Raw genomic sequence first — 14,314 nt, forward strand, 5'->3', positions numbered from 1 at the left:
GCGGTGCGTGCAGGACAACGCCACGGAGGTGACCGCCGCCGGAATCGCCCGGCTCGCGGGGGTCGGGCGTGCCGCAGTCAGCAACTGGAGGCGCCGCCACACCGACTTCCCGCGCCCCGTCGGCGGCACCGAGACCAGCCCTTCCTTCGCCCTCACGGAGGTCGAGGACTGGCTGCGCAGGCAGGGGAAGCTCGCCGAGGTGCCCCTGCGTGAGCGCATCTGGCAGCAGCTCGCCGGACACCCGGCGGGACCCGTCACCGGCCTGGTGCACGCGGGCTGCGTGCTGCTCCTGGTCCGGGACCGGCCGACCGACTGGCTGGAGATCGCCGCCGTGTCCGACGCGCGCGTCGCCGACCTGCTGCCGCCGGCGCTGGCGAAGGTCCTCGCGGCCCGCTTCGGTTCACAGCAGGCTGTGAACACCCCGCCCGCCACACACCGGACGCCGCCCGCCAAGACCCCCGGCGCCCCGGCCCCCGACCCCGCGCTCCCCGGCCCCCTCGCCCTGGGCGTCCCCTCCGCCGCCGAACTCGCCCCCTCCGTCCCCCTGCTGCGCGGAGTCGCCGACCTGGCGGCCGAGCTGGGCACCCGGCAGACGTACGAGTTCCTGCTCGGCCGGCACCTCGACGCCAACCCGCGCCAGTACACGCTCACCCCGGCGGGCCCCGCCGAGCTGATGGCCGAGCTGGCCGGCGGTGCCCGTACCGTGCTCGACCCGGCGTCCGGCACCGGAGCGCTGCTGCGCGCCGTCCGCACGCCCGCCGCCGTCTACGCCCAGGACGCGGCGCCCGAACTCGCCGCCCTGACCGCCCTGCGGCTCGCCCTGCACACCGACGCCGAGGTCCACGCGCGCGTGGGCGACACACTGCGCGCCGACGCGTTCCCGAAACTCATCGTGGACGCCGTCCTGTGCCACCCGCCGTTCAACGAACGCAACTGGGGCCATGACGAACTCGCCTACGACGCACGCTGGGAGTACGGGTTCCCCGCCCGTACCGAATCGGAGCTGGCCTGGGTCCAGCACGCGCTCGCCCATCTGCGCGACGGCGGCACCGCCGTCCTGCTGATGCCACCGGCCGCCGCGTCCCGCCGCTCGGGCCGCCGCATCCGCGCCGATCTGCTGCGCCGGGGCGCCCTGCTCGCCGTGATCGCGCTGCCCGCCGGCTCGGCGCCCCCGTACAACATCCCGCTGCACCTGTGGGTGCTGCGCCGCCCGGCGCCCGGCGCGCACCCCGCGCAGCCCGAACTGCTGCTCGTGGACACCGCCGAGAGCGACACCGAGGCGCGCGCCCGCGCCGACTGGGGGGCCGTGCGCACCGCTGTCCTGAGCGCCTGGGGGCCCTTCGAGCGGGGGGACAGGCCCGTCGAGGTGCCGGGTCTGAGTCGTTCGGTTCCGGTCATCGAACTCCTCGACGACGACGTGGACCTCGCCCCCGCCCGCCATCTGCCGCCGCCCGCCGCCGGGGGCGGCGCCGAGGAGCTGGCCACCGTCCGCACCCGCCTCGGCGACACCCTGCGGCTGACCAGCGACCTCACCCCGCCGCCCCCGCCCGTCCCCGACCCGGCGTCCCGCCCCGCGCACTGGCCGCTCACGACCGTCGGCGAACTCGCCCGCGCGGGCGCGCTGGTGCTGCGCACGGCGAGCAGCGCGGGCATCGGGCACGCGCGCGGTACGGGCGGTACGGGGGGTTCCGGTGGCGGTACGGGTGGCGGTACGGGAGGTTCCGCGAGCCGTACTGACGGCTCCGGTGCCGACACCGCGCGCGTACCCGTACTCACCGACCACGACGTCCTCGCCGGAGCCGTGCCCTCTGGTGTGCTGCCCGAGGGCGACGCGGGCGGGGACACCGTGCTGACCGAACGCGGCGACGTCGTCGTCCCCGTGCTCGGCGGCGGCGCCGTCGCGCGCGTGATCGACGAGACCACCGAGGGCGCCGCGCTCGGCCGCAACCTCACCCTGCTGCGACCCGACCCGGCCGCGCTCGACCCGTGGTTCCTCGCCGGCTTCCTGCGCGGCACCGCCAACAACCGCCAGGCCAGCAGCTACGCGTCCACCGCGACCCGGCTCGACGTCCGCCGCCTCCAGCTCCCGAGAATCCCGCTGGACCAGCAGGCGCGGTACGGGGAACGGTTCCGTACGCTCGCCGCGTTCGAGGACGCGCTGCGGCTCGCCGGACGCCTCGGCGAACAGCTCGTACGCGGCATGCACGACGGCCTCACGGACGGCACGGTCACGCCCGACTGAGCACCCGCCGGGCACCCTCACCGGACCCCACCAAACGGACCCGTGGCCTCCGGGAACTGCGGGGAACGGGCGGGCGTGATCCGTACGGCAACGGTTCGGTACCACCCGGGACCGCATGTCCGACGCGGCCTATACGCTCGGACTCCGCACCGCACGTCCGACCACGACAGGTGCCCCTTCGCAGCGGCCTCGGGGCACCCGACCGACACCTTACGGAGCAGCCATGCACGGCCACGGCCTCGCGCCGCCGCAGCCTCAGCGCCCTTCGACCGCGCTGCTGGTGGTCCTGCGGGTGATCTTCGTGGCGCTCGCGCTGGGGAGCATCGGCTTCCTGGCGTGGGGCACGATGCTGCGGATCGCGATCGTGACCCGTAAGCGGCGGGACTGGATCCTCTTCTTCGCCTCGCTGGTGGCGCTCGTCGTCGCCTTCGCGATGCTCGTCGCGGACGGCACCGAGGATCTCAGCACCTGGCGCGGCGACCTCGGTATGGGCCTCCTGCTGCTGTCGGCGTTCGGCGGGGCGGTCTACTTCCTCTACTCGGACTTCCACCACTTCCGGGTGCCCCCGCCGCTGCCGTACGGCATCCCGCTGCCGCCCCGGCACGGCGGCCCGATACCGCCGACCGCGGGGTACGGCTACCCGCAGCAGCTCGGCACCCAGCACCCGGTCGGACAGCCGGTCCAGCCGGCCCCCGGCCCTCTCGGACAACCGGCCCCCGGCCCTCTCGGGCAGACGCTTCCCGGCTCTCTCGGCCAGTCCGCGCCCCCCACGCCCCCGCCCTTCGCCGCACCGCACTTCGCCACGCCCCCGCCCATGACCCCGGCGCCCGTTCCGCCGCCCCAGCCCCAGCCGCAGCCACTGTCCCCGCAGCCGCCCGGCCGTCCCGGGCCCGCGCGGATCGACCAGGTCCGCGCCGAACTGGACGAGCTGAGCGACTATCTGCGCGGCCAGGACCGCGACCGGAGCGGCGGCGGGCAGAGCGGCGGCGGGCAGGAGGGCGGCCGGTGACCGCACGCGTCGTCGCCGACCGGTACGCGCTGTCCACACTCATCGGCCAGGGCGGTATGGGCCAGGTCTGGACCGCCTACGACCAGCGGCTCGACCGGCGCGTCGCCGTCAAGCTGCTGCGCCCCGACAAGGTCGCGGGCCCCGACAGCCAGGACGCCGAAGAGCTGCGCCGCCGCTTCGTACGCGAGTGCCGGGTCACCGCCCAGGTCGACCACCCCGGCCTGGTCACCGTGCACGACGCGGGCAGCGACGCCGAAGAGCTGTACCTCGTCATGCAGTTCATCGACGGCGCCGACCTCTCCGACCACCTCGCCGAACACGACCCGTACCCCTGGCAGTGGGGCGTCGCCGTCGCCGCGCAACTGTGCGCCGTGCTCTCCGCCGTGCACGCCGTCCCGATCGTCCACCGCGACCTCAAACCGCGGAACGTGATGGTCAAGCAGGACGGCACCGTCACCGTCCTCGACCTCGGCGTCGCCTCGGTCATGGACACCGACACCACCCGCCTCACCCACACCGGCTCCCCGATCGGCAGCCCCGCGTACATGGCGCCCGAGCAGGCCATGGGCGGCGCGGTCGGCCCGTACACCGATCTGTACGCGCTCGGGGTGCTGCTGCACGAACTGCTCAGCGGAGACGTGCCGTTCGCCGGGTCCACCGCGCTCGGCGTGCTGCACCGCCATCTCTACGAGCCGCCGCTGCCCGTGCGCCGGTTGCGCCCCGAGGTCCCCGACGCTCTCGAATCGCTCGTCCTGCGGCTCCTCGCCAAGGACCCGCAGCACCGCCCGGCCAGCGCCCAGGAGGTGTACGAGGAGCTGCTGCCGCTGCTGCCCGCGCGCTCCACGCCGACCCGTGGCCCGCTCGACCCCACCCGCCCGTTCCTGCGCCCGCACGCGCCGTGGCCCGACCGCGCGGTCACGCCCGCGCCGCGCCCCGAGGCGCCGGTGGCCCCGCCCGCCGGGCGCCCCGACGTCGCCGCCGCCGTCGACGAGGTCAAGCGGCTGTTGGGTGAGGGCCGTATCACGCAGGCCGTCGACATCCTCGGCGCGATCCTCCCGGCCGCCGCCGGGCAGCACGGCGAGCACTCGCCGGTCGTCCGCACGCTGCGCAAGCAGTACGCGGCGACGCTGATGGACGACGGCCAGTACCGGCGCGCGCTGCCCGAGCTGCGCCGCCTCGCCGACGAGCGGGCCGCCGAGGCCGGCCACGCCGACCCGCAGTCGCTCCGCTTCCGGTACGACGCGGCGCAGTGCCTCGAACAACTCGGGGAACCGGCCGCCGCGCTCAACGAGTACCGGGCGCTGCTGCCGTACTACGAGAACCGGTACGCGGAGAATCCGTACACCGCCGCCGACCCCGACCTGCCGCTGGACATCCGGCGCCGGATCGGCCACCTGCTGCTCGCGCTCGGCGACCGGGCCGCCGCCCACGACACGCTGGTACGGCTGCTGCACGACGCGGAACGCCTGCACGGACCGAGCCATCCGCTGCCGGCGGAGGTCCAGCGGACTTTGCACTGGCTGGGGCAGGTACGGGGATAGTACGTAGCCGATACGTACCTGATCTTGGGGGCCTGGGTGGGTCTGTGCCGGGCGTGCCCCGAATCGTCCCGCGTCGTTGGTGGGGGCAGTGTCGAAACTGTGCTGCCGAATCAGTGGCCGAGAGCGCGGCCACTGCCTACCATCGATCACCGCAAGACTTTGTGCACCGACGCACAATCTCGCCGCCGGGAGGCTCCTTTGCACCGCCGCCGTCGCACCGCAGTCACCGTCTCCGCCGTCGCGCTGCTCGCGGGGGCCCCACTGCTGACCGCCTGCGGCGGCGACGCGCATCCGGGCGCGGCGGCCGTCGTCGGCGGGCAGCGCATCACGGTCGCGCAGCTGGAGAGCCGCGTGAACGAGGTGCGCAGCGCACAGCGGAACGGCACGGCGAATCAGGAGCAGTACGACCAGGTGGTCGCCAAGTCCGGCGGGCTGACGCGGTCCACGCTGCACACGATGGTCCTCGACAAGGTGCTGGACCGGGCCGCCGAGGACGCCGGTGTCAGCGTCTCCCGCAAGGAGATCCAGGCGCTGCGCGGCAACCTGGAGAAGCAGGCGGGCGGCAGCAAGGCCTTGCAGGCGGCCTGGTTGCAGCAGTACAACGTGCCGCCGTCCCGCCTGGACGCCAACCTTCGTACCGAGGTCGAGGCCCAGAAACTCGCCCAGGCCCTCGGTATCGACATGAACACGACCGAGGGTCAGGCCGTGTTCTGGAACGCCCTCGGCAAGGCGTCGAAGGAACTCTCCATCGACCTGAACCCGCGCTACGGGGCATGGGACGTGAAGAAGAGCGCCCGGGTGGACGCGAAGATGCCGTGGCTGCACGAGGTCTCGGCATCACAGCCAACAGAGGCGTGACGCCGGGGGCGCCCTGACCGGCCCCCACCCCCGGGCTGCGCCCGGCCCCCTCCCGCACCGGGCCCCCGGCCCCGGGGGTGGGCTCGGCACCGCCGGAGAGGCGCGGGGTGGCTGAGCGCCGCTGCGGCGGAAATGAGATGAAGGGCGGTGCCCTTCATGCAACCCGGAGGGATCGCGCTGCGCACCCACACCCGCACCCGCAGGCGGTGGTCGTTCGTCTCGGGTTGTACGTTCGAGCTGTGAAGGTAATTGGTTCCCCTGGGCCCGGTGGGCGGGTTGTTCTGTTGAGTACCAGCCATCGTGTTGCTCCTGGGCTGTTGTCCTGGGATGCCTGGCAGGTGTTGCGTGGTGCCGATCTCGTGGTGTGCCGGGACGGCGGGCACCCTCAGTTGCCGTACATCCGTGAGGCGGGTGTCACCGTCGAGGTGGGCTCGCCGTCCGCCGACGACCTGGTTCAGGCCGCCGCAGGCACCCGTACCGTCGTCGTGGTCTCCGGTGCCGACGGTGAGTCGCGCCTCACCGACGGGCTCGCCCGGCTCGCCGGTTCGGGGCGGGGCGCGCTGCCCGATCTGGAGCTGCTGCCCGCCTCGTACGACCTGCCGGGCGCCCGGCTTCTCGACCTGGTGCAGGTCATGGACCGTATCCGCACCGAGTGCCCCTGGTCGTCACGGCAGACGCACGAGGGCCTGGCGAAGTACGGGATCGAGGAGGCGTACGAACTCGTCGAGGCCATCGAGGACGGCGACCGGGACGAGCTGCGCGAGGAGCTGGGGGACGTCCTGCTCCAAGTCGTCTTCCACGCGCGGATCGCCGAGGAGGGCGGCCCGGACGAGGACGACCACCCCTTCTCCATCGACGACGTCGCCGCCGGCATCGTCGCCAAGCTGATCCACCGCCACCCGCACGTCTTCGGCGACGCCACCGCCGAGACCCCCGAGGACGTCAAGGAACACTGGCTGCGCACCAAGGCCGAGGAGAAGCAGCGCGCGTCGGTGACCGACGGTGTGCCGCTGGGACAGCCCGGTCTCGCGCTCGCCGCGAAGCTCGCCTCGCGGGTGCGGACGGCGGGTCTGGAGGTGCCCGCGCCGTCCGGTGACGGCATCGGGTACGAGCTGCTCGCCCTGGCGGTACGGGCCGAGGCGGCCGGCGTCGACCCGGAGGCCGCGCTGCGGGCCGCAGCCCGCGCCTACCGCGACGCGATCCGCGCGACCGAGACCGCCCGGTGACCGAAGGCATCCCCGCCGCCCCGGAACTCTTCACCTGGGAGTTCGCCACCGACCCGTACCCGGCGTACGCCTGGCTGCGCGAGCACGCCCCCGTGCACCGCACCCGGCTGCCCAGCGGAGTCGACGCGTGGCTCGTCACACGGTACGCCGACGCCCGGCAGGCGCTCGCCGACCAGCGGCTGTCGAAGAAGCCGCTGCACCACGCCGAGGACGCGCCGGGCAAGAGCAGGACCGGCATCCCCGGTGAGCGCAGCGCCAATCTGATGACGCATCTGCTGAACATCGACCCGCCGGACCACACCCGGCTGCGCCGCCTCGTGTCGAAGGCGTTCACGCCGCGCCGCGTCGCCGAGTTCGAGCCCCGGGTGCGGGAGCTGACGGACCAGCTGATCGACGGCTTCGCGGAGCGGGGCAGTGCGGACCTCATTCACGAGTTTGCCTTCCCCCTTCCGATTTACGCCATCTGCGATTTGCTCGGCGTCCCCCGCGAGGATCAGGACGACTTCCGCGACTGGGCGGGCATGATGATCCGTCACGGCGGCGGCCCGCGCGGCGGAGTCGCCCGGTCCGTGAAGAAGATCCGCGCCTATCTCGCCGACCTCATCCACCGCAAGCGCGAGAACCTGGGCGAGCAGGGCGACGACGACTTGATCTCCGGCCTCATCCGCGCCTCCGACCACGGCGAACACCTCACCGAGGACGAGGCCGCCGCCATGTGTTTCGTGCTGCTCTTCGCGGGTTTCGAGACGACCATCAACTTGATCGGGAATGGGGCTTATGCCCTGCTTCGGAACCCCGTGCAGCGGGCGCTCCTCCAGGACAGCCTCGTACGCGGTGACACCGGACTCCTGGAGACCGGGATCGAGGAACTCCTGCGCTACGACGGGCCGGTGGAGCTGGCCACCTGGCGGTACGCGACGCAGCCCCTGGAGATCGGGGGACAGGAGATTCCGCGCGGCGACCCCGTCCTCGTCGTCCTCGCGGCGGCCGACCGCGACCCCGCCCGCTTCGACGCCCCCGACACCCTCGACCTGTCCCGCCGCGACAACCCCCACCTCGGATACGGCCACGGCATCCACTACTGCCTCGGCGCCCCGCTGGCCCGTCTGGAGGGCCGGACCGCCCTCGCGACCCTGCTGCGCCGCCTGCCCGATCTGCAACTCGCCGCCGACCCGGCCGACCTGAGATGGCGCGGCGGGCTCATCATGCGCGGATTGCGCACCTTGCCCGTACATTTCACCCCACAGGGCAGGTGAATTGACGGCCCGTCACCATTGTGACTTTCACGTGATCTGCGCTGCATCGACTTGTGACCACTGTTCGAATACGGCTACGTTCACGTCGACTCGGCGGTCCCCACGCGCCGCAGTCGGCCCAGTTGTCCCACGAAAGGCCTCCGCATGCTCTCCGGGAACGGTCGTCACCGTCGCCCCCGCCAGGTACCCGCCCTGGTCGTCGCGGCCGGCGTGACAGGCTCCGCCCTCGCCATTCCGCTGCTCGGCGCGACCGGCGCGTCCGCCGCCGACGGCGCCGCCTGGGACCGGCTCGCGGAGTGCGAGAGCGGCGGCTCCTGGAGCGCCGACCCCGGCAACGGGTACTTCGGCGGACTCCAGTTCTCGCAGGAGACCTGGGAGGACTTCGGCGGTCTCGCCTACGCGCCCCGCGCGGACCAGGCCAGCCGCTCCCAGCAGATCGCGGTCGCCGAGCGCGTCCTCGCGGTGCAGGGCCCGGACGCCTGGGTGAGCTGCGCCCCGATCGCCGGGCTCACGAAGGGCGGCGCGTCGGCGGACGTCGACACGGGCACGGCTCCCTCGGGGACGCCGTCGAAGGTCCCGGGCAAGAGTTCCGGTTCGAGCGGCTCCTCGCAGACGAACAACTCGTCAGATGCAACGAAAAAGCCGGTTCCCTCCACCTCGCCCGATTCATCCCCCACGACCGATCCGTCGAGCCCGGCCGGCGATGCCACCTCCTCCGAGGGGAAGAATCAGGACTCCACCGGCAAGACGGACAAGTCGGCCGACTCCACCACCGACCTCGCCAAGTCAGATGAAAACGAGGCCAGTTCCGGCAGCGGCTCCTCCGGCGACTCGTCGGCCACCGGCCGCCACCGCGGCGACTCGGCCGACGAGGGCGCCGGGGACGCGGCCGATTCCCGCACCGACGACTCCGCGGGCCGGCACGCCTCACGCGGCGACGGCGAGCGCGGCGCGGCCGACGGCACCTACACCGTGCGCCCCGGCGACAGCCTCTGGGGCATCGCCGACAGCCATGACCTCAAGGGCGGATGGACCGCGCTCTACGACGGCAACAAGGCGACCGTAGGCGCCGATCCGGACCTGATCCTGCCCGGCCAAAGCCTTGATCTTCTTCCCGAATCGGACATCACCCAGCAGTAGTTCGGGCCTAATGTCCGGTTTGGCGAGAGTGAGAGATGAGTCTCACCCACCCCGAACGGCTTTGAAATAAGGCCGTTCACGTGTCTACCGTCAGGACCGCTCGCCACAGCGGGCACCGATGGCCGTCACGCCGAATCCTGCCGACGGCCGTTCGGGAACAGTCGTCGCGTCAAGCGCCGTAGGCAGGAGCGGGGGACCCAAGGTAAGTGCCGGGCGAGGCCGCCCACGAAGTCGCAACAGCAGCAAGCAGGGCCAAGCAGCACCACGCTGCACCGCGACTTCGTGACAGCGACCGCCGACCGGCTAGGGGTGAAGTCGTGCGCCAGGGGCGCACGGCCGGGCAACTCACACGGCCCGAACCCGACAGCTCACCTCGCAGGCGTCGGTGAGGGGATCACTCCATGCTGTTTTCCGGCAAGGGCAAGCACCGCCGCCCGACCGCTCTCGACCGCTCCACCCGTGCCGTCACGCTCGCCGGTGTGGCCGGTGCCGCCGTCGCCGCTCCGCTGATGGCGTCCGGCACCGCGTCCGCCGCCACCGCGTCCGAGTGGGACGCCGTCGCCCAGTGCGAGTCCGGCGGCAACTGGGCCATCAACACCGGAAACGGCTACTACGGCGGCGTCCAGTTCTCGGCGTCGACCTGGGCCGGCTACGGCGGCACCGCCTACGCGCCGCAGGCCAACCAGGCCACCAAGGCCCAGCAGATCGAGATCGCCGAGAAGGTCCTCGCCGGACAGGGCAAGGGTGCCTGGCCGACCTGTGGCGTGGGCCTCTCCAACACCCCGTACAACGGCGGTTCGGGCTCCACGCAGCCCGCCCAGCCCGCCCAGCCGTCGCAGCCCTCGCAGCAGCAGAGCGCCCCGGCCAAGGAGCAGAGCACGCAGGACCGCGCCTCGCGCGCGCAGGAGCGCACCGCCCCGAAGACCGTCGAGACCCCGACCGGCAAGAAGGTCAAGAAGGGTGACGGCGAGTACAAGGTGAAGAAGGGCGACACGCTCAGCGGCATCGCCGAGGCGCACGGCGTCAAGGGCGGGTGGATGACCCTGTTCAAGGCGAACAGCGACATCATCGACGACGCCAATCTCATCTACCCGGGCCAGCAGCTCCACCTGAGCTGACCCGAGCTGACCCGAGCGGCCCCGATCCCGAGGTCCCTCACCGAACCGCCCTCCTTCCCCAGGGCCGCCCCGTCCCGGCGCGTGTACCCCCGTACGCGCCGGGGCGGGGCTCTGTCCATGCCCGGCACGTGCCCGCCCCGCTCCCGCCCCGCTTTGTTTCGTTCAGAAACAATTTGCTCTCGGTTCTGTCCAGCGGGTGGGCGGCGGACTGGCCGATGCCCCCGGGCCCGTTAGGCTCATGACCGCGAGGCCACGCGGCCCCGTGTACCCGCACCACATCGTGTACCCGCGCCACATCCCATAAAAGGAGATGCTCGTGCCGTCCATCGACGTCGTCGTAGCCCGGGAAATCCTGGACTCCCGAGGCAACCCCACGGTCGAGGTCGAGGTCGGCCTCGACGACCTCAGCACGGGTCGTGCCGCCGTCCCCTCCGGTGCGTCCACCGGAGCGTTCGAGGCCCTGGAGCTTCGCGACGGAGACGCCAACCGCTACGGCGGCAAGGGCGTCGAGAAGGCCGTACTCGCCGTCATCGAACAGATCGGCCCGGAGCTGGTCGGGTACGACGCCACCGAGCAGCGCCTCATCGACCAGGCGATGCTCGACCTGGACGCCACGCCGGACAAGTCGTCGCTCGGCGCCAACGCCATCCTCGGCGTCTCGCTCGCCGTCGCGCACGCCGCCGCCGAGGCGTCCGACCTGCCGCTCTTCCGCTACCTGGGCGGACCCAACGCGCACCTGCTGCCGGTGCCGATGATGAACATCCTGAACGGCGGCTCGCACGCCGACTCCAATGTGGACATCCAGGAGTTCATGATCGCCCCGATCGGCGCCGAGTCCTTCTCGGAGGCGCTGCGCTGGGGCACCGAGGTCTACCACACCCTCAAGAAGGTGCTGAAGACCAAGGGTCTGGCCACCGGCCTCGGCGACGAGGGCGGTTTCGCGCCGAACCTCGGCTCGAACCGTGAGGCGCTCGACCTCATCCTCGAAGCGATCAAGGAGGCCGGTTACGTCCCCGGCCAGCAGATCGCCCTCGCGCTCGACGTCGCCGCCTCCGAGTTCTACAAGGAGGGCAAGTACCTCTTCGAGGGCAAGGAGCGCTCCGCCGCCGAGATGACGGAGTACTACGAGGAGCTGGTCGCGGCCTACCCCCTCGTCTCCATCGAGGACCCGCTGTTCGAGGACGACTGGGCCGGCTGGCACGTCATCACCGAGAAGCTGGGCGACAAGGTGCAGCTCGTCGGCGACGACCTGTTCGTCACCAACCCGGAGCGCCTGGCCCGCGGCATCGAGGAGAACTCCGCGAACGCCCTGCTCGTCAAGGTCAACCAGATCGGTTCGCTGACCGAGACCCTGGACGCCGTCGAGCTGGCCCAGCGCAGCGGCTTCAAGTGCATGATGTCGCACCGCTCCGGCGAGACCGAGGACGTCACCATCGCCGACCTCGCCGTCGCCACCAACTGCGGCCAGATCAAGACCGGCGCCCCGGCCCGCTCCGAGCGCGTCGCCAAGTACAACCAGCTCCTGCGCATCGAGGAGATCCTGGACGACGCGGCCGTGTACGCGGGCCGCAGCGCCTTCCCGCGCTACAAGGGCTGACCCGCCTCCGGGCGTTACGTGCCCGGTTGCGCACCCCGGCCTCCGTACGTCCCCGCACCCGGTCCCGTACCGTGTGCGGGGACGTACGCACATGACGGGGAGGCGGGACACGATGGCCGTCAAGGACCGGGACCGGTTCTCCACCGCGACCAGGCTGCGGCTGCTCGGCGAGCAGACCGCCGCGCGCGTGTACCGCTCCCAGACCAAGCGGCAGGCCCGCCGCTCCCGGCTCACCGGGCGGGCCGCGCTGCTCGCCCTGGTCCTGTGCTCCCTCGTCGTCGCCCTCGCGTACCCGATGCGGCAGTACGTGTCCCAGCGCGCCGAGATCGCCGATCTGCGGCGGCAGAAGGAGCAGGCCCGCGAGCGCGTCGAGGAGTTGCGCGACGCCAAGGCCCGCTGGCAGGACGACGCCTACGCCGAGCACCGCATCCGCGAACGGCTGCACTACGTGATGCCCGGCGAGACCGGCTACACGGTCGTGGACCCGAGCGCCGCCGACCAGAAGCGTACCGACCGGGGCGCGGCCGACCGGCCCTGGTACGCGAACGTCTGGGACGCCGTCGACAAGGCGGACCGCTCCCGCCGCTGACCGCGCCGGCGCCCGTCCGCGTACCCTCGACCCCTACCACCACACCCCCGACCACCCCACCCCCGACCCCGGAAAGAACACGACCCCAGGCATGGACACGCCCCCGCCGACCACTCCGCGCACCGAGCCGACCGACGCCGATGTCGCGGCGTTCAAGGAGCAGCTCGGCCGCCCTCCGCGCGGGCTGCGCGCCATCACGCACCGCTGCCCCTGCGGACAGCCGGACGTCGTGGAGACCGCGCCCCGGCTGCCCGACGGCACGCCCTTCCCGACGCTGTACTACCTGACGTGCCCCCGGGCCGCGTCCGCGATCGGCACGCTGGAGGCGGGCGGTGTCATGAAGGAGATGACGCAGCGCCTCGCGACCGATCCGGAGCTGGCCGCCGCGTACCGCGCGGCGCACGAGGACTACATCCGGCGCCGCGACGAGATCGAGGAGCTGACGGGGTTCCCCAGCGCGGGCGGCATGCCGGACCGCGTGAAGTGCCTGCACGTCCTGGTCGCCCACTCGCTGGCCGCCGGGCCCGGGGTCAACCCGCTCGGCGACGAGGCCCTGGCGATGCTGCCCGAGTGGTGGGCCAAGGGGCCGTGCGTGGCGGGCGAGGGCGACCGGTGACCCGGGTCGCCGCCGTCGACTGCGGTACGAACTCGATCCGGCTGCTCGTCGCCGACGCGGACCCCGCGACCGGTGAACTCGCCGATCTGGACCGGCGGATGCAGGTCGTCCGGCTCGGTCAGGGCGTCGACCGCACCGGACGGCTCGCCCCCGAGGCGCTGGAGCGGACCTTCGCGGCCTGCCGCGAGTACGCCGCCGTGATCAAGGAGCACGGCGCGCAGCGCGTCCGCTTCGTCGCCACCTCCGCCTCGCGCGACGCCGAGAACCGCGACGCGTTCACGCGCGGCGTCCTCGACACGCTGGGCGTCGAGCCCGAGGTGATCTCGGGCGACGAGGAGGCCGCGTTCTCCTTCACCGGCGCGACCCGGGAGCTGACGGGCCGCCAGGACCTGGCGCAGCCGTATCTCGTCGTGGACATCGGCGGCGGCTCCACCGAGTTCGTGGTCGGCGACGACACGGTGCGCGCCGCGCGGTCCGTCGACATCGGCTGCGTACGGATGACCGAGCGGCACCTCGTGCACGACGGTGTGGTGTCCGACCCGCCGATCGACGCGGAGATCGCCGCCATACGCGCGGATGTCGAGGCCGCGCTCGACCTCGCCGAACGGACGGTCCCGCTGCGCGAGGCCCGCACCCTGGTCGGCCTCGCGGGCTCGGTCACGACGGTCGCGGCCATCGCCCTCGGCCTCACCGCGTACGACTCGACGGCAATCCACCACTCCCGCATCCCGTACGCCCGGGTACGCGAGATCACCACCCGCATGCTGACGTCGACCCACGCCGAACGCGCCGCGATCCCGGTCATGCACCCGGGCCGAGTCGACGTCATCGCGGCAGGCGCCCTGATCCTCCAGTCGATCATGGACCGCACGGGGGCGGAGGAGGTCGTGGTGAGCGAACACGACATTTTGGACGGGATCGCGTGGTCGATCGCGTGACGGGTGCCGAGGAGGAGCGGCAGGCGACGCCCGTACGCGAACGGCTCGCGGCGGAAGGAAGGGTCCGGGCCGCGGCGCGCCCCGGCCACCGGCCGCCGATGCGGGCCGGCGACGGCAGCGAGCGGCTGGGCGACGCACTGGCCGCGCTGCGCGAGGAAGAGCCCTGGTGAGCCTCCGCTCCGGC

General features: G+C 72.7%; 13 protein-coding genes and 1 riboswitch. All 13 genes read left to right on the forward strand.

Annotation, left to right across the window (positions count from 1 at the left end; genetic code table 11):
• The first annotated feature begins 7 nt into the window (after positions 1-7).
• On the forward strand, positions 8-2,242 hold the full coding sequence (locus tag ACIQNU_RS31765) for an N-6 DNA methylase (RefSeq protein ID WP_401373000.1): 2,235 nt from the start codon (positions 8-10) through the stop codon (positions 2,240-2,242).
• A gap of 223 nt (positions 2,243-2,465) precedes the next feature.
• Positions 2,466-3,251 carry a hypothetical protein gene (locus ACIQNU_RS31770; RefSeq protein WP_401373002.1) on the forward strand — a complete coding sequence of 262 codons (786 nt, stop codon included), beginning with the start codon at positions 2,466-2,468 and terminating at the stop codon, positions 3,249-3,251.
• Between the two features lie 29 nt (positions 3,252-3,280).
• Positions 3,281-4,792 (forward strand): protein kinase, encoded by a 1,512-nt coding sequence (locus ACIQNU_RS31775; RefSeq protein ID WP_401373149.1) that lies wholly within the window; start codon positions 3,281-3,283, stop codon positions 4,790-4,792.
• A gap of 198 nt (positions 4,793-4,990) precedes the next feature.
• A complete protein-coding gene (locus tag ACIQNU_RS31780) occupies positions 4,991-5,650 on the forward strand; it encodes a SurA N-terminal domain-containing protein (RefSeq protein ID WP_401373003.1) in 660 nt (219 codons plus the stop codon).
• A gap of 239 nt (positions 5,651-5,889) precedes the next feature.
• Entirely contained in the window at positions 5,890-6,876 is a 987-nt protein-coding gene (locus tag ACIQNU_RS31785; RefSeq protein WP_401373005.1) for a nucleoside triphosphate pyrophosphohydrolase, read from the forward strand.
• A complete protein-coding gene (locus tag ACIQNU_RS31790) occupies positions 6,873-8,132 on the forward strand; it encodes a cytochrome P450 (protein WP_401373006.1) in 1,260 nt (419 codons plus the stop codon). Before ACIQNU_RS31785 ends, ACIQNU_RS31790 begins: the two co-directional genes overlap by 4 nt.
• Positions 8,133-8,276: 144 nt before the next feature.
• Positions 8,277-9,272, forward strand: a complete 996-nt coding sequence (locus ACIQNU_RS31795) for a transglycosylase family protein (protein ID WP_401373007.1) — start codon at positions 8,277-8,279, stop codon at positions 9,270-9,272.
• Positions 9,273-9,436: 164 nt separating this feature from the next.
• Positions 9,437-9,669, forward strand: a riboswitch (cyclic di-AMP (ydaO/yuaA leader).
• A 4-nt stretch (positions 9,670-9,673) separates the two neighbouring features.
• Positions 9,674-10,390 carry a transglycosylase family protein gene (locus ACIQNU_RS31800; protein WP_401373009.1) on the forward strand — a complete coding sequence of 239 codons (717 nt, stop codon included), beginning with the start codon at positions 9,674-9,676 and terminating at the stop codon, positions 10,388-10,390.
• 316 nt (positions 10,391-10,706) lie between these two features.
• Positions 10,707-11,987, forward strand: coding sequence for a phosphopyruvate hydratase (gene eno / locus ACIQNU_RS31805; RefSeq protein WP_401373011.1), 1,281 nt, complete (start codon positions 10,707-10,709; stop codon positions 11,985-11,987).
• Positions 11,988-12,099: 112 nt separating this feature from the next.
• Entirely contained in the window at positions 12,100-12,576 is a 477-nt protein-coding gene (locus tag ACIQNU_RS31810; RefSeq protein WP_401373151.1) for a septum formation initiator family protein, read from the forward strand.
• A gap of 91 nt (positions 12,577-12,667) precedes the next feature.
• A complete protein-coding gene (locus tag ACIQNU_RS31815) occupies positions 12,668-13,192 on the forward strand; it encodes a DUF501 domain-containing protein (RefSeq protein WP_401373012.1) in 525 nt (174 codons plus the stop codon).
• Entirely contained in the window at positions 13,189-14,130 is a 942-nt protein-coding gene (locus ACIQNU_RS31820) for an exopolyphosphatase (protein WP_401373014.1), read from the forward strand. Before ACIQNU_RS31815 ends, ACIQNU_RS31820 begins: the two co-directional genes overlap by 4 nt.
• A complete protein-coding gene (locus ACIQNU_RS31825) occupies positions 14,127-14,300 on the forward strand; it encodes a hypothetical protein (RefSeq protein ID WP_401373016.1) in 174 nt (57 codons plus the stop codon). The genes ACIQNU_RS31820 and ACIQNU_RS31825 overlap by 4 nt, the downstream gene beginning before the upstream one ends.
• The last annotated feature ends 14 nt before the right edge of the window (positions 14,301-14,314 follow it).

The organism is Streptomyces sp. NPDC091292, from assembly GCF_044757265.1.
GTDB lineage: Bacteria > Actinomycetota > Actinomycetes > Streptomycetales > Streptomycetaceae > Streptomyces.